The organism is Pseudomonas sp. KU43P, from assembly GCF_033095865.1.
GTDB lineage: Bacteria > Pseudomonadota > Gammaproteobacteria > Pseudomonadales > Pseudomonadaceae > Aquipseudomonas.
In genome coordinates, this window is sequence record NZ_AP019365.1 from 5,342,362 (window position 1) to 5,362,500 (window position 20,139).

The following is a 20,139-nucleotide window of genomic DNA, read 5'->3' on the forward strand; positions in this document are numbered from 1 at the left end:
AAGGGGATTAGCCTTGTTTTTTAACGAGTGCTTCGACGATGTTCGACGGAGCTTCGGCGTATTTGGAGAATTCCATGGAGTAGCTTGCGCGACCCTGAGACATGGAACGAACGTCGGTCGCGTAACCGAACATTTCTCCGAGCGGTACCTCAGCAGTGATTACCTTGCCGGACACCGAGTCTTCATTACCCTGGATCATCCCGCGACGACGGCTCAGGTCACCCATCACGTCACCCAGGTAGTCTTCCGGGGTTACAACTTCGACCTTCATGATCGGCTCAAGCACCACGCCACCGCCCTTCTGGGCCAGTTGCTTGGTCGCCATCGAAGCGGCGATCTTGAACGCCATTTCGTTGGAGTCGACGTCGTGGTACGAACCGTCGAATACCGTAGCCTTCAAGCCGAGCAGCGGATAGCCGGCAACAACGCCGTTTTTCATCTGCTCTTCGATACCCTTCTGGATCGGGGCGATGAATTCCTTAGGAATCACACCACCAACGACTTCGTTGGTGAACACCAGACCTTCGGTGATGTTGCCCTTCTCGTCGACATCCGGCTCCGAGAAGCGGATCCAGCAGTGACCGAACTGACCACGACCACCCGACTGACGAACGAACTTGCCTTCGATTTCGACGTTGGACTTGGTGATCTTCTCGCGGTACGAAACCTGCGGCTTGCCGACGTTGCACTCGACGTTGAACTCGCGCTTCATGCGGTCAACGAGGATGTCCAGGTGCAGCTCACCCATACCGGAGATGATGGTCTGGCCGGTTTCTTCGTCGGTCTTGACGCGGAACGACGGGTCTTCCTGAGCCAGCTTGCCCAGAGCGATACCCATCTTCTCCTGGTCAGCCTTGGTTTTCGGCTCTACGGAGAGCGAAATTACCGGCTCAGGGAAGTCCATACGCTCGAGGATGATCGGCTTGTCGGCGTTGCACAGGGTGTCACCGGTGGTGACGTCCTTCATGCCGATCAGAGCAGCGATGTCGCCAGCGCGTACTTCTTTGATCTCTTCACGCTGGTTGGCGTGCATCTGCACCATACGACCAACGCGCTCTTTCTTGCCCTTGACCGAGTTGATGACGGAGTCACCGGAGGTCAGGAAGCCCGAGTAGACGCGGACGAAGGTCAGAGTACCCACGAACGGGTCGGTGGCAATCTTGAACGCCAAGGCCGAGAACGGCTCGTTGTCGTCAGCAGGACGCTCGTCGTACTGCTCTTCGGTGACTTCGTCCTTCGGCACGTCGATCAGGTCAGGGTGGATACCCTTGATCGCCGGGATTTCGGTCGGAGCAGGCAGGAAGTCGATAACGGCGTCGAGAACCAGGGGAACGCCCTTGTTCTTGAACGAGGAACCGCAGACAGCAGGAACGATCTCGCTCGCCAGAGTACGGGCGCGCAGACCAGCCTTGATGTCTTCGACGGACAGGTCACCTTCTTCAAGGTACTTGTTCATCAGCTCTTCGTTGGCCTCGGCAGCTGCCTCGACCATGTTGCTGCGCCATTCGTTGGCCAGGTCCACCAGCTCGGCAGGAATTTCTTCCTCGCGGTAGGTAGTACCTTTGTCGTCATCGTTCCAGTAGATGGCTTTCATCTTGATCAGGTCAACCTGACCCTGGAAGTCATCTTCAGCACCGATAGCCAGCTGGACCGGAACCGGGGTGTGACCCAGGCGGTTCTTGATCTGGCCGATAACGCGCAGGAAGTTGGCACCGGCACGGTCCATCTTGTTCACGTAAACAACACGTGGAACGCCGTACTTGTTGGCCTGACGCCATACGGTTTCGGACTGCGGCTCAACGCCGGAGGTACCGCAGAACACAACGACCGCGCCGTCGAGTACACGCAGCGAACGCTCTACTTCAATAGTGAAGTCAACGTGGCCGGGGGTATCGATGACGTTTACGCGGTAGTTGTCGTACTGACCACGGGAACCTTTCCAGAAAGTGGTAACGGCAGCGGAGGTAATGGTGATACCTCGCTCCTGCTCCTGCACCATCCAGTCGGTGGTCGCGGCGCCGTCATGCACCTCGCCCATCTTGTGGCTCAGACCTGTGTAGAACAGGATCCGCTCGGTAGTGGTAGTCTTGCCCGCGTCAACGTGAGCACAGATACCGATGTTACGGTAGCGGTTAATTGCTGTAGTACGAGCCATAAAGCCCTCGCAAAATGATTGATGCTTGAATTAGAAGCGGTAGTGCGAGAACGCTTTGTTGGCTTCAGCCATACGGTGCACGTCTTCACGCTTCTTGACTGCAGCACCTTTGCCTTCGGCAGCATCCAGCAGTTCGCCGGCCAGGCGCAGAGCCATCGACTTCTCGCCGCGCTTGCGGGCGTAGTCTACGAGCCAGCGCATTGCCAGAGCGTTACGACGGGATGGACGAACTTCAACCGGAACCTGGTAAGTGGCACCGCCGACACGGCGGGACTTTACTTCGACCAGCGGAGCGATGGCGTCGAGAGCTTTCTCGAAGATTTCCAGGGGGTCGCTGTTCTTGCGTGCTTTGACGGTATCCAGAGCACCGTAAACGATGCGCTCGGCTACGGCCTTCTTGCCGCTTTCCATCACGTGGTTCATGAACTTAGCGAGGATTTGGGATCCGTATTTAGGATCGTCCAGAATCTCACGTTTTGCTGCTACACGACGTCTTGGCATGATAAGCCCTCAAACGGTCTTCAGGTTAGCCCGGGACGTGGGTCTTCGACCCCTGCCCGACCTTACTCTTATCGACTCAAAAAAATGGATGTCTGCAAACGGCCGATTACTTCGGACGCTTGGTACCGTACTTCGAACGACCCTGGTTACGGCCTTTAACGCCCGAAGTATCCAGAGAGCCGCGAACGGTGTGGTAACGAACACCTGGCAAGTCTTTTACACGGCCGCCACGGATCAGGACGACGCTGTGCTCTTGCAGGTTGTGGCCTTCACCGCCGATGTACGAGGAAACCTCGAAACCGTTGGTCAGACGCACACGGCATACTTTACGCAGTGCCGAGTTAGGTTTTTTCGGCGTGGTGGTGTACACGCGGGTGCACACGCCACGACGTTGCGGGCAGTTCTGCAGCGCAGGAACGTCGGACTTCTCGACCGAACGCTTACGCGGCTGACGTACCAGCTGGTTGATAGTTGCCATCTACTAGCTCCACTGATTGTCTTGCGACTCTATTGTCTTGCAAGAAAGCCAAAAATTGGCGAGACGGAGCCTCACCAAATTTAAGGGTACAAAAGTCTAAAGAGGATCTTGCACCCAGTCAAGACGAGGCCCCGGCCCTCCCCGCCCGATCATCGGTAACATTGGATGTCACCGATGACCGCACGTGGCGTGCCGGGGCCCTGCCCTGTACTTAGTTACCGCTGGAGTTCAGCGCTTCGGTCAGTGCGGCTTCCACCTCACTGGCGCTCACACGCAGCGGCTTGTCGGCATCACGGCGACGCTTGCGCTCGCTGTGGTAGGCCAGACCAGTACCGGCCGGGATCAGGCGACCCACGACCACGTTCTCTTTCAGGCCGCGCAGGTAATCGCGCTTGCCGGTTACCGCCGCTTCGGTCAGTACGCGGGTGGTTTCCTGGAAGGAAGCCGCGGAGATGAACGACTCGGTCGACAGCGACGCCTTGGTGATACCCAGCAGCACACGGGTGAACTTCGAGATGAACTTGTCCTCGGCGGCGAGACGCTCGTTCTCTACCAGCACCTGGGTCAGTTCCATCTGGTCGCCCTTGATGAAGCTGGAATCACCCGACTCAGAGATCTCGACCTTACGCAGCATCTGACGCAGGATGGTCTCGATGTGCTTGTCGTTGATCTTAACGCCTTGCAGACGGTAAACGTCCTGGATCTCGTTGACGATGTACTTCGCCAGCGCGCTTACACCCAGCAGACGCAGGATGTCGTGCGGATCGCTCGGGCCGTCGGAGATAACTTCGCCGCGGTTTACCTGTTCGCCTTCGAAGACGTTCAGGTGACGCCACTTCGGAATCAGCTCTTCGTACGGATCGCTACCGTCGGTCGGGGTAATGACCAGACGACGCTTGCCCTTGGTCTCTTTACCGAACGCGATGGTGCCGCTGACTTCAGCCAGAATCGAGGCTTCTTTCGGACGGCGCGCTTCGAACAGGTCGGCAACGCGTGGCAGACCACCGGTGATGTCACGGGTCTTCGACGTTTCTTGCGGGATACGCGCGATAACGTCACCAACGCCGATCTGTGCACCGTCAGCCACACCCACCAAGGCGTTCGCCGGCAGGAAGTACTGGGCAGGTACGTCGGTACCCGGCAGGTACAGGTCCTTGCCATTGGCGTCGACCATCTTGATAGCCGGACGGATTTCCTTGCCTGCGGCAGGGCGATCCTTGACATCCAGCACTTCAATGTTGGTCAGGCCGGTCAGCTCGTCGGTCTGGCGCTTGATGGTGATGTTTTCTTCCATGCCCACGAAGGTCACGGTACCTTTCAGCTCGGTAACGATCGGGTGGGTGTGCGGATCCCACTTGGCGACGATTGCGCCAGCTTCGACCTTGTCACCTTCCTTGACCGAAATCACCGCACCGTATGGCAGCTTGTAACGCTCACGCTCACGACCGAACTCGTCGGCAATGGCCAGCTCACCGGAACGCGATACGGCAACCAGGTTGCCATCGGCACGCTCGACCTGCTTCAGGTTGTGCAGACGCACCATACCGCCGTTCTTCACCTGGACGCTGTCAGCAGCCGAAGTACGGCTTGCAGCACCACCGATGTGGAACGTACGCATGGTCAGCTGGGTACCCGGCTCACCAATCGACTGCGCAGCGATAACGCCGACAGCTTCACCGATGTTCACCTGGTGACCACGCGCCAGGTCACGACCGTAGCACTTGGCACAGATACCGTAGCGGGTTTCGCAGTTGATCGGCGAACGCACGACAACTTCGTCGATGCTGTTCAGCTCGATGAACTCGACCCACTGCTCGTCGACCAGCGTGCCGGCCGGAACGATAACGTCCTCGGTGCCCGGCTTGAACACGTCACGGGCGATTACACGACCCAGTACACGCTCACCCAGCGGCTCTACAACATCGCCACCTTCGATGTGCGGGGTCATGACCAGGCCCTGGTCAGTGCCGCAGTCGATCTCGGTCACGACCAGATCCTGGGCGACGTCTACCAGACGACGAGTCAGGTAACCGGAGTTCGCAGTCTTCAGTGCGGTATCCGCCAGACCTTTACGAGCACCGTGAGTCGAGATGAAGTACTGCAGTACGCTCAGACCTTCACGGAAGTTCGCAGTGATCGGCGTCTCGATGATGGAGCCGTCCGGCTTGGCCATCAGGCCACGCATACCGGCCAGCTGACGGATCTGGGCTGCGGAACCCCGCGCACCCGAGTCAGCCATCATGTACATCGAGTTGAAGGACTCTTGCTCGACTTCCTTGCCCTCGCGGTCGATGACCTTCTCTTTCGAGAGGTTGGCCATCATCGCCTTGGACACTTCGTCGTTCGCCTTGGACCACAAGTCGATGACCTTGTTGTACTTCTCGCCCTGGGTTACCAGGCCGGAGGCGTACTGGCTCTCGATTTCCTTCACTTCATCCGTGGCATTGCCAATGATGCGGGCTTTCTCATCCGGGATGACGAAGTCGTTCACACCGATGGAAACGCCGGAAATGGTCGAATAGGCAAAACCGGTGTACATCAACTGGTCGGCGAAGATCACGGTCTCTTTCAGACCAACCACGCGGTAGCACTGGTTGATAAGCTTGGAGATCGCCTTTTTCTTCATCGGCTGGTTGACCACATCGTACGGCAGGCCTGCCGGTACAACCTGGAACAGCAGCGCACGGCCGACGGTGGTGTCGACGATACGGGTGTTCTTGGTGACACTGCCATCACGGTCATTCACGGTCTCGTTGATACGGACCTTGATTTTCGCGTGCAGGGCTGCTTCGCCGGCGCGGAATACGCGGTCGACTTCCTGCAGGTCGGCAAATACGCGACCTTCGCCCTTGGCATTAATAGCTTCACGGGTCATGTAGTACAGACCCAGTACAACGTCCTGCGACGGAACGATGATTGGCTCACCGTTGGCTGGCGACAGAATGTTGTTGGTCGACATCATCAGCGCGCGCGCTTCGAGCTGAGCTTCCAGGGTCAGCGGCACGTGAACGGCCATCTGGTCACCGTCGAAGTCGGCGTTGTACGCGGCACAGACCAGCGGGTGCAGCTGGATGGCCTTACCTTCGATGAGCACAGGCTCGAACGCCTGGATACCCAGACGGTGAAGGGTCGGAGCACGGTTGAGCAGCACGGGGTGTTCGCGAATCACTTCAGCGAGAACGTCCCATACCTCTGGCAGTTCGCGCTCGACCATCTTCTTGGCGGCCTTGATGGTGGTCGCCAGACCGCGCATTTCCAGCTTGCCGAAAATGAAGGGCTTGAACAGCTCGAGAGCCATCTTCTTCGGCAGACCGCACTGGTGCAGACGCAGGGTCGGACCTACGGTAATTACCGAACGGCCAGAGTAGTCCACACGCTTACCGAGCAAGTTCTGACGGAAGCGACCTTGCTTACCTTTGATCATGTCAGCCAGGGACTTCAGCGGACGCTTGTTCGAACCAGTGATGGCGCGACCGCGACGGCCGTTGTCCAGCAGGGCGTCGACCGCTTCCTGCAGCATGCGCTTTTCGTTGCGCACGATGATGTCAGGCGCCGACAGATCGAGCAGGCGCTTCAGACGGTTGTTACGGTTGATCACCCGACGATAGAGGTCGTTCAGGTCGGAGGTCGCGAAGCGGCCGCCATCCAGCGGTACCAGCGGACGCAGGTCCGGCGGCAGTACTGGCAGGACAGTCAGGACCATCCACTCAGGCAGGTTGCCCGAGCCCTGGAAAGCTTCCATCAGCTTCAGGCGCTTGGACAGCTTCTTGATCTTGGTTTCCGAATTGGTCTGCGGAATCTCTTCACGCAGGCGGCCAATCTCGTGCTCCAGGTCGATAGCGTGCAGCAGTTCGCGGACAGCCTCGGCACCCATGCGGGCGTCGAAGTCGTCACCAAACTCTTCCAGCGCTTCGAAGTACTGCTCGTCGTTCAGCAACTGGCCCTTTTCCAGGGTGGTCATGCCTGGGTCGATAACGACGTAGCTCTCGAAGTAGAGCACGCGTTCGATATCACGCAGGGTCATGTCCATCAGCAGGCCGATACGGGACGGCAGCGACTTCAGGAACCAGATGTGGGCAACCGGCGAGGCCAGTTCGATGTGCGCCATGCGCTCACGACGAACCTTGGCCAGGGCAACTTCAACGCCGCACTTCTCGCAGATCACGCCGCGGTGCTTGAGGCGCTTGTACTTACCGCACAGGCACTCGTAGTCCTTGACTGGGCCAAAGATCTTGGCGCAGAACAGGCCGTCACGCTCAGGCTTGAACGTACGGTAGTTGATGGTTTCCGGCTTCTTAACTTCACCGAACGACCACGAACGGATCATTTCAGGCGACGCCAGACCGATGCGGATGGCGTCGAACTCTTCGACTTGACCCTGGTTTTTCAGCAAATTCAGTAGGTCTTTCAAGGCCTTTCCTCCTGGCGGAGCAGGGAGCGGGCATTACCTGCCCCACTCCCCTTCGCGTCACGTGTTATTCGGTTTCCAGATCGATATCGATACCGAGCGAACGGATCTCTTTGATCAACACGTTGAAGGACTCGGGCATGCCCGGCTCCATACGGTGATCGCCATCCACGATGTTCTTGTACATCTTGGTACGGCCGTTCACGTCGTCCGACTTCACTGTGAGCATTTCTTGCAGGGTGTATGCCGCGCCGTATGCTTCCAGCGCCCACACTTCCATCTCTCCGAAACGCTGACCACCGAACTGCGCCTTACCACCCAGCGGCTGCTGGGTGACCAGGCTGTACGAACCAGTGGAACGCGCGTGCATCTTGTCGTCCACCAAGTGGTTCAGCTTGAGCATGTACATGTAACCAACGGTCACAGGACGCTCGAACTTGTTGCCGGTGCGACCATCGAACAGCACCATCTGGCCGCTCTCTGGCAGGTCGGCCAGCTTCAGCATGGCCTTGATCTCGCGCTCCTTGGCACCGTCGAAGACCGGAGTAGCCATAGGCACGCCTTTCTTCAAGTTGTTGGCCAGGGCGAGGATCTCTTCGTCGGTGAACTCTTCCAGGTTCTCCTGACGACCACCGATCTCGTTGTAGATCTCGGTGAGGAAGCCACGCAGTTCAGCGGCTTTACGCTGCTCTTCGATCATGCGGTCGATTTTCTCGCCCAGGCCCTTGGCCGCGAGGCCCAGGTGGGTTTCGAGAATCTGACCGACGTTCATACGCGAAGGTACGCCCAGCGGGTTCAGTACGACGTCGACCGGAGTACCGTTGGCGTCGTGCGGCATGTCTTCGACCGGCATGATCACCGAGACGACACCCTTGTTACCGTGACGACCGGCCATCTTGTCACCCGGCTGGATGCGACGGCGGATTGCCAGGTAGACCTTGACGATCTTCAGTACGCCTGGAGCCAGGTCATCGCCCTGCTGCAGCTTGCGCTTCTTGTCTTCGAACTTGTCGTCCAGCAGACGGCGACGATCGACGATGTACTGCTGAGCCTTTTCCAGCTGCTCGTTCAGTGCATCTTCGGCCATGCGCAGTTTGAACCACTGGCCGTGCTCCAGACCGTCCAGCACTTCGTCAGTGATCACGGTGCCTTTCTTCAGGCCCGCGCCACCGTCGACCACCTGGCCGTTCAGGGCAGAACGCAGACGCTCGAAGGTTGCACCTTCGACGATGCGGAACTCTTCGTTGAGGTCCTTGCGGATCTCGTCCAGCTGCATCTTCTCGATGGCCAGGGCGCGGCTGTCGCGCTCGACACCATCACGGGTGAAGACCTGTACGTCGATGACGGTACCCTTGGTGCCGGTCGGCACGCGCAGGGAGGTGTCCTTAACGTCGCTGGCCTTCTCACCGAAGATTGCGCGCAGCAGTTTTTCTTCCGGGGTCAGCTGGGTTTCGCCTTTTGGCGTGACCTTGCCGACCAGGATGTCGCCAGCGCCCACTTCGGCACCTACGTAGACGATACCGGCTTCGTCCAGCTTGTTCAGAGCGGCTTCACCCACGTTCGGGATGTCCGCAGTGATTTCCTCTGGGCCAAGCTTGGTGTCACGCGCCACACAGGTCAGTTCCTGGATGTGGATGGTGGTGAAGCGGTCTTCCTGAACCACACGCTCGGACAGGCAGATGGAGTCTTCGAAGTTGAAGCCGTTCCACGCCATGAACGCGATGCGCATGTTCTGACCCAGTGCCAGCTCACCCATGTCGGTGGACGGGCCGTCGGCCATGATGTCGCCGCGTGCAACCTTGTCACCTTTGCTCACCAGCGGACGCTGGTTGATGCAGGTGTTCTGGTTGGAGCGGGTGTACTTGGTCAGGTTGTAGATATCGACACCGGCTTCACCGGTCTCGACTTCGTCGTCAGCTACGCGAACAACGATACGGCTGGCGTCGACCGAGTCGATCACACCACCGCGGCGAGCAACCACGCAGACACCGGAGTCACGGGCAACGTTGCGCTCCATGCCGGTACCTACCAGCGGCTTGTCGGCGCGCAGGGTTGGTACAGCCTGACGCTGCATGTTCGAACCCATGAGTGCACGGTTGGCGTCGTCGTGCTCGAGGAACGGAATCAGCGAGGCAGCGACGGAAACAACCTGCTTCGGCGAAACGTCCATGAGAGTGACGTCTTCCGGCGCCTTGACGGTGAACTCGTTCAGGTGACGAACCGCTACCAACTCATCGATCAGCTGCTTCTTGTCGTTCATCGCGGCCGAAGCCTGGGCGATGACGTGATCGGCTTCTTCGATCGCCGACAGGAACACGATGTCGTCGCTGACCACGCCTTCCTTCACAACGCGGTACGGGCTTTCCAGGAAGCCGTACTGGTTGGTGCGGGCATAGGCTGCCAGGGAGTTGATCAGACCGATGTTCGGACCTTCAGGAGTCTCGATCGGGCACACACGGCCGTAGTGGGTCGGGTGTACGTCACGAACCTCGAAGCCTGCACGCTCACGGGTCAGACCGCCCGGGCCGAGTGCGGAGACACGGCGCTTGTGGGTGATCTCGGAGAGCGGGTTGTTCTGGTCCATGAACTGCGAGAGCTGGCTGGAACCGAAGAACTCTTTCACCGCCGCCGCAACCGGCTTGGCGTTGATCAGGTCTTGCGGCATCAGGCCTTCGCTTTCGGCCATCGACAGGCGCTCTTTGACCGCGCGCTCGACACGCACCAGGCCAACGCGGAACTGGTTCTCGGCCATCTCGCCAACGCAACGTACGCGACGGTTACCCAGGTGGTCGATGTCGTCGACGATGCCTTTGCCGTTACGGATGTCGACCAGGGTCTTGAGGACCTCGACGATATCTTCCTTGCTCAGAACGCCCGAACCTTCGATCTCGGTGCGACCGATACGACGGTTGAACTTCATGCGGCCAACGGCGGACAGGTCGTAACGCTCGGCACTGAAGAACAGGTTATTGAACAGGGTCTCGGCGGCATCCTTGGTTGGCGGCTCGCCTGGGCGCATCATGCGGTAGATCTCGACCAGCGCTTCCAGTTGGTTGCTGGTGGTGTCGATCTTCAGGGTATCCGAGATGAACGGACCGCAGTCGATGTCGTTGGTGTACAGGGTCTCGATGCGAACAACCTGAGCCTTGGCGATCTTGATCAGCAGCTCGGTGGTCAGCTCGGTGTTGCACTCGGCCAGGATCTCGCCGGTTGCAGGATGCACGATGGCCTTGGCAGTGGTGCGACCCAGGACGTATTCCATTGGAACGTCCAGTTGGTTGACACCGGCCTTCTCGAGCTGGTTGACATGGCGCGCGGTGATACGGCGGCCTTGCTCGACGATGACCTTGCCGCTGCCGTCATGGATGTCCATGACCGCAACTTCACCACGCAGACGCTGAGGCACCAGTTCCAGGCTGAGTTTTTCGCCGGAAATGTGGAACACGTTGGTGGTGTAGAAGGTGTTCAGAACTTCTTCGGTGCTGTAGCCCAGCGCGCGCAGCAGTACCGAGGCCGGCAGTTTGCGGCGACGGTCGATACGCACGAACACGCAGTCCTTCGGGTCGAACTCGAAGTCCAGCCACGAACCGCGGTACGGAATGATGCGAGCGGAGTACAGCAGTTTGCCCGAGCTGTGAGTCTTGCCACGGTCGTGGTCGAAGAATACACCAGGCGAACGGTGCAGCTGGGAAACGATTACACGCTCGGTACCGTTGATAACGAAGGTACCGTTCTCAGTCATCAGGGGGATTTCACCCATGTAGACTTCTTGCTCTTTGATGTCCTTGATCGCTTTGTTCGACGATTCCTTGTCGAAGATGATCAGGCGCACCTTGACCCGCAGTGGGACCGCGAAGGTCACGCCACGCAGGACACATTCCTTCACATCGAAGGCTGGTTCGCCCAGGCGATAGCCTACGTACTCCAGGGCAGCATTGCCGGAGTAGCTGATGATCGGGAATACCGACTTGAAGGCCGCGTGCAGGCCGACGTCGCGGAACTGATCCTTGGATGCTCCCGCTTGCAGGAATTCGCGATACGAATCCAGCTGGATGGCCAGGAGGTAAGGCACATCCATGACGTCCGGCAACTTGCTAAAGTCCTTGCGGATACGTTTTTTCTCAGTGTATGAGTAAGCCATCAGCGTTCCCCAGCTTGGTCACCTGCTTGTTTGGCTTCTCCCGGCGGGAGCAGCCAGAAAATCGTGCAAACCCCTTGGTTTGCGCCACCCACATGGGTGTCTTGCAGCTTGTTATCGGGGCCGATCTGGTCGACCACCAATAACGGAAAAAGGCCGGTGGCATAAGCCACCAGCCATCAGCCTTCGCTCAACGCTCCGGCTGGCGTCGCAAGGTCGAGATTACTTCAGCTCGACTTTAGCGCCTGCTTCTTCCAGCTTCTTCTTAGCGTCTTCAGCGGCTTCTTTCGAAACGCCTTCAGCTACAACCTGAGGAGCGCCATCGACTTTCTCTTTGGCTTCTTTCAGGCCCAGACCGGTCAGCTCGCGAACGGCTTTGATCACGTTCACTTTCTTGTCGCCGGCTTCAACCAGAACAACGTTGAACTCGGTCTGCTCTTCAACAACGGCAGCAGCAGCAGCTGGGCCAGCAGCGGCAACAGCAGCGGTAACGCCGAAGGTTTCTTCCATAGCTTTGATCAGCTCAACAACTTCCAGAACGGTTTTCTGGCCGATTGCTTCGATGATTTGTTCGTTAGTCAGAGACATGACTTAAATCCTGTATTGGGGTGACAGCCTACGCAGCCATCAAATTAAACGTATGATTTTGAAAGAGTTTCGCGTGCCTTAGGCAGCGGTAGCTTCTTTCTGGTCGCGAATGGCTGCCAGAGTACGAGCCAGCTTGCTGGTAGCGCCTTGGATCACGCTCATCAGTTTCGCAATAGCTTCGTCGCGGGTCGGCAGGGTAGCCAACACGTCGATCTGGTTCGCTGCAATGAAATTGCCGTCAAACGCAGCTGCCTTGATCTCGAACTTGTCCTGACCCTTGGCGAACTCTTTGAACAGACGAGCAGCAGCGCCCGGGTGTTCGTTGGAGAATGCAATCAGGGTCGGGCCTTTGAACGCGTCGTTGAGGATCGAAAATTCGGTGCCTTCAACTGCGCGCTTGAGCAGGGTGTTACGTACGACACGTACGTATACGCCAGCTTCGCGGGCCTCTTTACGGAGTCCGGTCATTGCGCCTACAGTCACACCACGGGCATCAGCCACGACAGCGGACAGAGCGACTTTGGCAGCCTCGTTGACTTCAGCGACGATGGCCTTCTTGTCTTCGAGTTTAATTGCCACGGGTTTACTCCTGGTTTTTACCGTTTCATCCAGCCGAAGCCGGATGTCGTTTTGGTGTCTGATTCGGTAACGAATCGGGAGCACCATCTGCGTAGGCTTGAGGTTTAAGGCTTGCGCCGCCTACGGTCTTGGATAGCCCCCGCCAGGCAGGGACCCCAATTTTTGCTGGTGGCACGACATGTCGCGCCACCATCGTCTTACGCGTTCAGCGAGCTCTGATCGATGACCAGACCTGGGCCCATGGTGGTGCTCAGGGTAACGCGCTTGACGTAGATACCTTTCGAGGAAGCTGGCTTGATACGCTTCAGATCAGCGATCAGGGCTTCAACGTTTTCCTTCAGCTTGCCAGCTTCGAAGCCGACCTTGCCAACGGAGGTGTGGATGATACCGTTCTTGTCGGTACGGTAGCGAACCTGACCAGCCTTGGCGTTTTTGACAGCGCCGGCTACGTCTGGAGTCACGGTACCTACTTTAGGGTTAGGCATCAGGCCGCGAGGACCCAGAACCTGACCCAGCTGACCAACAACGCGCATTGCATCAGGCGATGCGATGACGACGTCATAGTTCAGGTCGCCGCCTTTCATTTCGGCAGCCAGATCGTCCATACCTACGCGGTCAGCGCCGGCAGCCAGAGCGGCCTCAGCAGCTGGACCCTGGGTGAAGACAGCAACACGTACGGTCTTGCCAGTGCCGTGTGGCAGCACGGTAGCGCTACGAACGACCTGATCGGATTTACGTGGGTCAACGCCGAGGTTGACGGCAACGTCGAAGGATTCGCTGAACTTCACGGTGGACAGTTCAGCCAGCAGCACGGCGGCTTCTTCGAAATTGTAAACTTTGCCAGCTTCGATTTTCGAAGCGATGGCCTTTTGGCGCTTGGTCAGCTTAGCCATTACACACCCTCCACGTTCAGGCCCATGCTGCGGGCAGAGCCAGCGATGGTGCGTACAGCAGCGTCCAGGTCAGCAGCGGTCAGATCAGCCTGTTTAGCTTTGGCGATATCTTCCAGCTGAGCACGGGTAACGGTACCGACTTTGACGGTGTTCGGACGAGCCGAACCACTGGTCAGGCCAGCAGCTTTCTTCAGCAGAACCGAGGCAGGGGTGCTCTTGGTCTCGAAAGTGAAGCTACGGTCGCTGTAGACAGTGATGATCACAGGAGTCGGCAGACCGGCTTCTTGACCCTGAGTACGGGCGTTGAAGGCCTTGCAGAACTCCATGATGTTCACACCATGTTGACCCAGTGCTGGACCAACGGGTGGGCTTGGGTTGGCCTGGCCGGCCTTAACTTGCAGCTTGATGTAAGCCTGAATCTTCTTAGCCATGAGCTACTCCAATATCGGGTACGAACGCCATAGGCTCCCCGGATTACTTGCGTTTTATCCCAGTGACGACAAAACCCCGCAGCACACAGGGCTGCGGGGTATGGGATGCTGCGTCCGCCTAGACCTTTTCGACCTGGCTGAACTCGAGCTCCACCGGAGTAGAGCGACCGAAAATGAGCACCGCCACCTGAAGGCGACTCTTTTCGTAGTTAACTTCTTCGACACTACCATTGAAGTCAGCGAACGGACCATCAATGACTCGAACCACTTCACCTGGCTCGAACAGCGTCTTCGGCTTCGGCTTGTCACTGCCGTCGGCAACGCGACGCAGGATAGCCTCAGCTTCTTTATCGGTAATCGGCGCAGGCTTGTCTGCAGTACCACCGATAAAGCCCATCACACGAGGGGTGTCCTTGACCAAGTGCCAAGTCCCTTCGTTCATCTCCATCTGGACCAGCACATAGCCAGGGAAGAATTTACGCTCACTCTTGCGCTTCTGGCCATTGCGCATTTCAACAACTTCTTCGGTCGGGACCAGGATCTCGCCGAAACCGTCTTCCATGCCAGCCAGCTTGACGCGCTCAATCAGGGAGCGCATTACATGCTTCTCGTAACCCGAGTAAGCATGCACAACATACCAACGCTTAGCCACGGGACACCTTTAGCCAACGATCAGGGAGACCGCCCAGCCGAGCAGGGAATCAAGACCCCACAGCAGCAGTGCCATAACCAGCACAACAGCCACGACAATCAGCGTGGTCTGGGTGGTTTCCTGGCGGGTCGGCCACACGACTTTACGGATCTCAGTACGAGCTTCCTTCGCCAACGCAAAGAACGACTTACCCTTCGCAGTCTGCAGAGCAACGAAGCCTGCGACAGCAGCCAGGGCGAGAAGTGCGAGGACACGGTACAGGATTGGAGAGGCGGAGTAATACTGATTACCCACTACACCAACAACAACCAAAGCCACTACAGCCAGCCACTTGAACAGATCAAAACGCGATTCTTGGGCTTCAGTTTTGGGAGTCATCGGGGAGGATCCTGTAAGAAGAAAGCCAATCACACTGAGGTGAATGGCAGGTCAGGAGGGAATCGAACCCCCAACCTACGGTTTTGGAGACCGTCGCTCTGCCAATTGAGCTACTGACCTGTAACGCTGTATCAGGCCGGCCATTATACCGGCCTGATCAAGTAAATCAACTACTTATTCAATAATTTTTGCTACGACGCCGGCGCCGACGGTACGACCGCCTTCACGGATAGCGAAGCGCAGACCGTCTTCCATTGCGATGGTCTTGATCAGGGTGACAGTCATCTGAATGTTGTCACCTGGCATTACCATTTCAACGCCTTCCGGCAGTTCGCAGTTACCGGTCACGTCAGTGGTACGGAAGTAGAACTGAGGACGGTAGCCTTTGAAGAACGGAGTGTGACGGCCGCCTTCTTCCTTCGACAGGACGTAGACTTCTGCGGTGAACTTGGTGTGCGGCTTGACCGAACCTGGCTTGACCAGAACCTGGCCACGCTCAACGTCGTCACGCTTGGTACCACGCAGCAGGACGCCGCAGTTCTCGCCAGCACGACCTTCGTCCAGCAGCTTGCGGAACATCTCAACGCCGGTGCAGGTGGTGGTGGTGGTGTCACGCAGACCAACGATTTCCAGCGGATCCTGAACGCGGACGATACCACGCTCGATACGACCGGTAACAACGGTACCACGACCCGAGATCGAGAATACGTCTTCGATCGGCATCAGGAACGGCTGGTCGATGGCACGAACTGGCTCAGGGATGTAGGCATCCAGAGTTTCTACCAGCTTCTTGACAGCGGTAGTACCCATTTCGTTGTCGTCTTTGCCTTCCAGGGCCATACGAGCCGAACCGATGATGATCGGAGTGTCGTCGCCTGGGAAGTCGTAGGTGGACAGCAGGTCGCGAACTTCCATCTCGACCAGTTCCAGCAGCTCAGCGTCGTCTACCAGGTCAGCCTTGTTCAGGAAGACCACGATGTACGGAACGCCAACCTGACGGGACAGCAGGATGTGCTCACGGGTTTGTGGCATCGGACCATCGGCGGCCGAGCAAACCAGGATCGCGCCGTCCATCTGGGCAGCACCGGTGATCATGTTCTTCACGTAGTCAGCGTGACCTGGGCAGTCAACGTGAGCGTAGTGACGAATGTTCGAGTTGTACTCGACGTGAGCGGTGTTGATGGTGATACCGCGCGCTTTTTCTTCCGGAGCCGAGTCGATCTTGTCGAACTCAACGACTGCCGAACCGAAAACTTCGGAGCAGACGCGAGTCAGAGCTGCGGTCAGAGTGGTCTTACCGTGGTCAACGTGGCCGATAGTGCCGACGTTAACGTGGGGAAGGGAACGATCAAACTTTTCCTTAGCCATCGATACAATCCTCCGCAGAAGAAATAGTCACAACGCTGATAAAACAAAGGCAGATATTTTCATATCTGCCTTGTTTATATGGAGCTCTTGAGCGGACTTGAACCGCTGACCTCACCCTTACCAAGGGTGTGCTCTACCAACTGAGCTACAAGAGCGAAACACATTGTGCAAAAACCGGCAAACTTGGAGCGGGTAGCGGGAATCGAACCCGCATCATCAGCTTGGAAGGCTGAGGTTCTACCACTAAACTATACCCGCAGAGCTTGCAGCTCTCGCTAAAACTGGTGGAGGGAGAAGGATTCGAACCTTCGAAGCTCTCGCAACGGATTTACAGTCCGTCCCCTTTGACCGCTCGGGAATCCCTCCAGATGTGGCCGGCATTCTATTTGTCTGCCGTCCTAGTGTCAAGCGTTTTTTCAAATTTTTTCAATCAAATCTGAAACTTAGCTGCTTTGACACCGCTTCCAGCTCTACCACCTGAGTGGTGTTCCCTGTGAAGCGGGCGCCATTCTATCAAGCTATTCGCCAGTTGCAATACCCTGGCAGAAAATAATTTTATGTTTTAAGTCTTTGAAATCATTGGAAAGAGAAGTGAGCACGGGTTGATCTAGCAAACGCTCGCTCTCCTGAGCTATCAGCAGCCAGACACCGTCGGCACCCGGCAACTGCCCGGCGACCGGCACGGCACTGATATCCAGGCTCAACAGCCGCTGACGCAGCGCATCAAGCTTTTCGCGCTCTGCGAAGCCACCCACTACCAGGCACTCATCCCGGCGACGGGGCGGTGCCGACACACCAGCTTCACGCAAAAGGCGGATTTCTTGTTGATTGCCTTTGTATAGCGATAATGGGGCGACATCCTTGGCTTTAAGCGGGGCTTCCTGTTGGTGCCAAACGTAATAGAAGACATTGAGCACCAGCAACAGCAGAAACAACCAGCGCATAAGCACCTCAGTCCAATGGGCAGGCCATTGCCAGGCCAACGAATACCAGGTCGGGAACCACTCGCGCTTGCGTTACCGCATCACGCACCAAGGGCGCATCCCCCCCGGTAAGGAATACCGTGAAATCCTCACCCCACAGCGCACGCGCCTGCTCAAGCTGAGCACAGGCAAAACCTTGGAGCATCAACACGCAACCACGCTCCACGGCTTCGACAGTCGAACGCCCGGGCGCAAGGCTGGCCAATGCCCGCTCGGCAGAAGCATCGTCATAGCGAATGCGACGGGTATGAGTGCGCAGCTGGCTACGCATCAGCGGCATGCCAGGGCAAATGTAACCGCCCAGATGCTCACCGTCTGCAGCAATGAAATCCGCCTTGGCAGCAGTGCCCAGATCGATCACTAGACAGGCGCGCTTGGCCAGATGGAAAGCCCCCAACGCCGCCAGCCAGCGATCCATGCCCAGACGCTGGTAGTCCTCGTATCCGTTCTGCACGCCTGCCATCGCCTGAGCCGGCTGTGCAACTTTGGCTACAACACCGAAAGCCTGGGCTATCAATGTGCAAAGCGCCGACGTCTCATCTTCGCTACGCACACTGACGATTCGGCAAGCAGATAAGCGCACCGACACCAAGGCACTCACCTGGGAAACCAGCGCCTGGTCCGAATCGACGATGCCGCCGCCCACAATGGTCGCGTCGCCAGCGTGGATCACTCGCCACTTGATGAAGCTGTTACCGCAATCGAGCTCAAGAATCATCACGCAACCTCAAACTGAGCTCTCCACCACTAAAGCTCTTTTCAACACCGTCGACTTCAAGACGCAAGCCACCCTGCCCGTCCACCCCTAGCACCACACCTTCAATAGTGTTGCTCCCGGCGATAAGCGATACGTTACGCCCTTGCCAGAGGTGCGCCTGCTCCCACTCTTCCTGGAAAGCGGCAAAACCATAGCGGCGATGGCGCGCCAATTCATGCTGCAGTTGCTGACTGAGCACCGCCACAAGGTGATTGCGATCAATGACTGCAGCAGTTTCACGTCGCATAGAAGTCCACGCCTGGTCGACCTGCTCGTTGACTTGCATGTTCACATTGATACCAACCCCCAGCACGACATGGCAGACATCCGCCGGATCACCCACCAGCTCTAGCAGGATCCCGGTGATCTTGCGCCCACGCACCAGCACATCGTTTGGCCATTTAAGCCCTGCTTCTTTTACACCGAAAGCCTGCAAGGTGCGCATAACCGCCAACCCCACCACCAGGCTCAGCCCCTCGAGCTGACGCATGCCTCCATCGACGCGCATCACTAGGCTGTAATAAAGGTTTTCACCGAAGGGGCTAACCCACTGTCGACCGCGGCGCCCACGCCCCGCGCTCTGGCGCTCGGCCAACACCAGAAAAGGCGCCGCCTGACCATTACCGGCAAGCCTAAGGCCCTCGGCATTGGTCGAATCAATGCTTTCGTGGATAAAAATGGGCCACTGCTCACCCTCGGCGAACTCGGTGATAGCTTGCGCATCAAGCAAAGCCAACGGAGCTGCGAGCTGGTAACCCCGCCCGCGAACCTTGTGAATGGTGAGGTTCAGCTCACTCTCCAGGTGCTGCAGCTGCTTCCAGACAGCGCTGCGACTTACACCGAGGGCTGCCCCCAAGGCTTCACCGGAGTGGAACCGGCCATCCTTGAGGAGATTCAACAACTTCAGCATGCCAGTCTCGACTTGGAATAAGGCTGGCATGATAGCTATGGGTAGTGGGCTTGCATAGGAAAAGGGCACCCTGGAACGGTATCGAGAGGCCAGATTTTCCAAGGTAGAAAGACAAAACCCCTACCTGCTCGCGCAGATAGGGGTTTTGCGAAATGAATCTTGACGATGACCTACTCTCACATGGGGAAACCCCACACTACCATCGGCGATGCATCGTTTCACTGCTGAGTTCGGGATGGGATCAGGTGGTTCCAATGCTCTATGGTCGTCAAGAAATTCTGTTGCCAGAATGTCCAGATGGACAGCCCAGCGAATTCGGATATGCGATATTTGTGATGTTTCTTGCGAACTTTCGGTTCGTTTCGTCTTCAACACCGCAATCTGCGCTAGCAAATTGCTTGGGTGTTATATGGTCAAGCCTCACGGGCAATTAGTATTGGTTAGCTCAACGCCTCACAGCGCTTACACACCCAACCTATCAACGTCGTAGTCTTCGACGGCCCTTTAGGGGATTCAAGATCCCAGTGAGATCTCATCTTGAGGCAAGTTTCCCGCTTAGATGCTTTCAGCGGTTATCTCTTCCGAACATAGCTACCCGGCAATGCCACTGGCGTGACAACCGGAACACCAGAGGTTCGTCCACTCCGGTCCTCTCGTACTAGGAGCAGCCCCTCTCAAATCTCAAACGTCCACGGCAGATAGGGACCGAACTGTCTCACGACGTTCTAAACCCAGCTCGCGTACCACTTTAAATGGCGAACAGCCATACCCTTGGGACCGGCTTCAGCCCCAGGATGTGATGAGCCGACATCGAGGTGCCAAACACCGCCGTCGATATGAACTCTTGGGCGGTATCAGCCTGTTATCCCCGGAGTACCTTTTATCCGTTGAGCGATGGCCCTTCCATACAGAACCACCGG

The 20,139-nt window shown here is 57.4% G+C and carries 16 protein-coding genes, 4 tRNA genes and 2 rRNA genes (1 of these 22 only partly in view); all 22 read right to left on the reverse strand.

Annotated features, from left to right (window positions below; all coding sequences use genetic code 11):
• Positions 1 to 7: 7 nt before the first annotated feature.
• Positions 8 to 2,155, reverse strand: a complete 2,148-nt coding sequence (fusA, locus tag KU43P_RS24545) for an elongation factor G (protein ID WP_317660057.1) — start codon at positions 2,153 to 2,155, stop codon at positions 8 to 10.
• Between the two features lie 30 nt (positions 2,156 to 2,185).
• Positions 2,186 to 2,656 carry a 30S ribosomal protein S7 gene (rpsG, locus tag KU43P_RS24550; protein ID WP_003246741.1) on the reverse strand — a complete coding sequence of 157 codons (471 nt, stop codon included), beginning with the start codon at positions 2,654 to 2,656 and terminating at the stop codon, positions 2,186 to 2,188.
• 106 nt (positions 2,657 to 2,762) lie between these two features.
• Positions 2,763 to 3,134 (reverse strand): 30S ribosomal protein S12, encoded by a 372-nt coding sequence (gene rpsL, locus KU43P_RS24555; protein ID WP_003255492.1) that lies wholly within the window; start codon positions 3,132 to 3,134, stop codon positions 2,763 to 2,765.
• A gap of 211 nt (positions 3,135 to 3,345) precedes the next feature.
• A complete protein-coding gene (rpoC, locus tag KU43P_RS24560; RefSeq protein ID WP_317660058.1) occupies positions 3,346 to 7,545 on the reverse strand; it encodes a DNA-directed RNA polymerase subunit beta' in 4,200 nt (1,399 codons plus the stop codon).
• 64 nt (positions 7,546 to 7,609) lie between these two features.
• A complete protein-coding gene (gene rpoB / locus KU43P_RS24565) occupies positions 7,610 to 11,683 on the reverse strand; it encodes a DNA-directed RNA polymerase subunit beta (protein WP_317660059.1) in 4,074 nt (1,357 codons plus the stop codon).
• On the reverse strand, positions 11,683 to 11,853 hold the full coding sequence (locus tag KU43P_RS24570) for a hypothetical protein (RefSeq protein ID WP_317660060.1): 171 nt from the start codon (positions 11,851 to 11,853) through the stop codon (positions 11,683 to 11,685). The genes rpoB and KU43P_RS24570 overlap by 1 nt, the downstream gene beginning before the upstream one ends.
• A 49-nt stretch (positions 11,854 to 11,902) precedes the next feature.
• Positions 11,903 to 12,268, reverse strand: coding sequence for a 50S ribosomal protein L7/L12 (rplL, locus tag KU43P_RS24575; protein WP_003255496.1), 366 nt, complete (start codon positions 12,266 to 12,268; stop codon positions 11,903 to 11,905).
• A gap of 78 nt (positions 12,269 to 12,346) precedes the next feature.
• Positions 12,347 to 12,847: a 50S ribosomal protein L10 gene (gene rplJ, locus KU43P_RS24580; RefSeq protein ID WP_009681245.1), complete on the reverse strand. Its 501-nt coding sequence runs from the start codon at positions 12,845 to 12,847 to the stop codon at positions 12,347 to 12,349.
• Between the two features lie 197 nt (positions 12,848 to 13,044).
• Positions 13,045 to 13,740, reverse strand: coding sequence for a 50S ribosomal protein L1 (rplA, locus tag KU43P_RS24585; protein ID WP_176518112.1), 696 nt, complete (start codon positions 13,738 to 13,740; stop codon positions 13,045 to 13,047).
• Positions 13,740 to 14,171 (reverse strand): 50S ribosomal protein L11, encoded by a 432-nt coding sequence (rplK, locus tag KU43P_RS24590; protein WP_003255500.1) that lies wholly within the window; start codon positions 14,169 to 14,171, stop codon positions 13,740 to 13,742. The genes rplA and rplK overlap by 1 nt, the downstream gene beginning before the upstream one ends.
• Positions 14,172 to 14,289: 118 nt before the next feature.
• Complete coding sequence (gene nusG / locus KU43P_RS24595) at positions 14,290 to 14,823, reverse strand: transcription termination/antitermination protein NusG (protein ID WP_003255501.1); 534 nt, start codon at positions 14,821 to 14,823, stop codon at positions 14,290 to 14,292.
• Between the two features lie 9 nt (positions 14,824 to 14,832).
• The gene (gene secE / locus KU43P_RS24600) at positions 14,833 to 15,201 is read right to left on the reverse strand and encodes a preprotein translocase subunit SecE (RefSeq protein WP_008089117.1); all 369 of its coding nucleotides are present in this window, start codon (positions 15,199 to 15,201) and stop codon (positions 14,833 to 14,835) included.
• A gap of 44 nt (positions 15,202 to 15,245) precedes the next feature.
• A tRNA-Trp gene (locus KU43P_RS24605) sits at positions 15,246 to 15,321 on the reverse strand.
• A gap of 54 nt (positions 15,322 to 15,375) precedes the next feature.
• On the reverse strand, positions 15,376 to 16,569 hold the full coding sequence (gene tuf, locus KU43P_RS24610; RefSeq protein ID WP_010951775.1) for an elongation factor Tu: 1,194 nt from the start codon (positions 16,567 to 16,569) through the stop codon (positions 15,376 to 15,378).
• A 79-nt stretch (positions 16,570 to 16,648) separates the two neighbouring features.
• Positions 16,649 to 16,724, reverse strand: a tRNA-Thr gene (locus KU43P_RS24615).
• A 29-nt stretch (positions 16,725 to 16,753) separates the two neighbouring features.
• A tRNA-Gly gene (locus KU43P_RS24620) sits at positions 16,754 to 16,827 on the reverse strand.
• A gap of 24 nt (positions 16,828 to 16,851) precedes the next feature.
• Positions 16,852 to 16,935 (reverse strand) — tRNA-Tyr (locus KU43P_RS24625).
• 152 nt (positions 16,936 to 17,087) lie between these two features.
• Positions 17,088 to 17,513: a hypothetical protein gene (locus tag KU43P_RS24630; RefSeq protein WP_317660061.1), complete on the reverse strand. Its 426-nt coding sequence runs from the start codon at positions 17,511 to 17,513 to the stop codon at positions 17,088 to 17,090.
• Positions 17,514 to 17,520: 7 nt separating this feature from the next.
• Entirely contained in the window at positions 17,521 to 18,270 is a 750-nt protein-coding gene (locus KU43P_RS24635) for a pantothenate kinase (protein ID WP_317660062.1), read from the reverse strand.
• Positions 18,260 to 19,219, reverse strand: a complete 960-nt coding sequence (gene birA, locus KU43P_RS24640) for a bifunctional biotin--[acetyl-CoA-carboxylase] ligase/biotin operon repressor BirA (RefSeq protein ID WP_317660063.1) — start codon at positions 19,217 to 19,219, stop codon at positions 18,260 to 18,262. Before birA ends, KU43P_RS24635 begins: the two co-directional genes overlap by 11 nt.
• 157 nt (positions 19,220 to 19,376) lie before the next feature.
• Positions 19,377 to 19,492: ribosomal RNA gene (gene rrf, locus KU43P_RS24645) — 5S ribosomal RNA — on the reverse strand.
• 136 nt (positions 19,493 to 19,628) lie between these two features.
• A 23S ribosomal RNA gene (locus tag KU43P_RS24650) occupies positions 19,629 to 20,139 on the reverse strand (it continues 2,381 nt past the right edge of the window).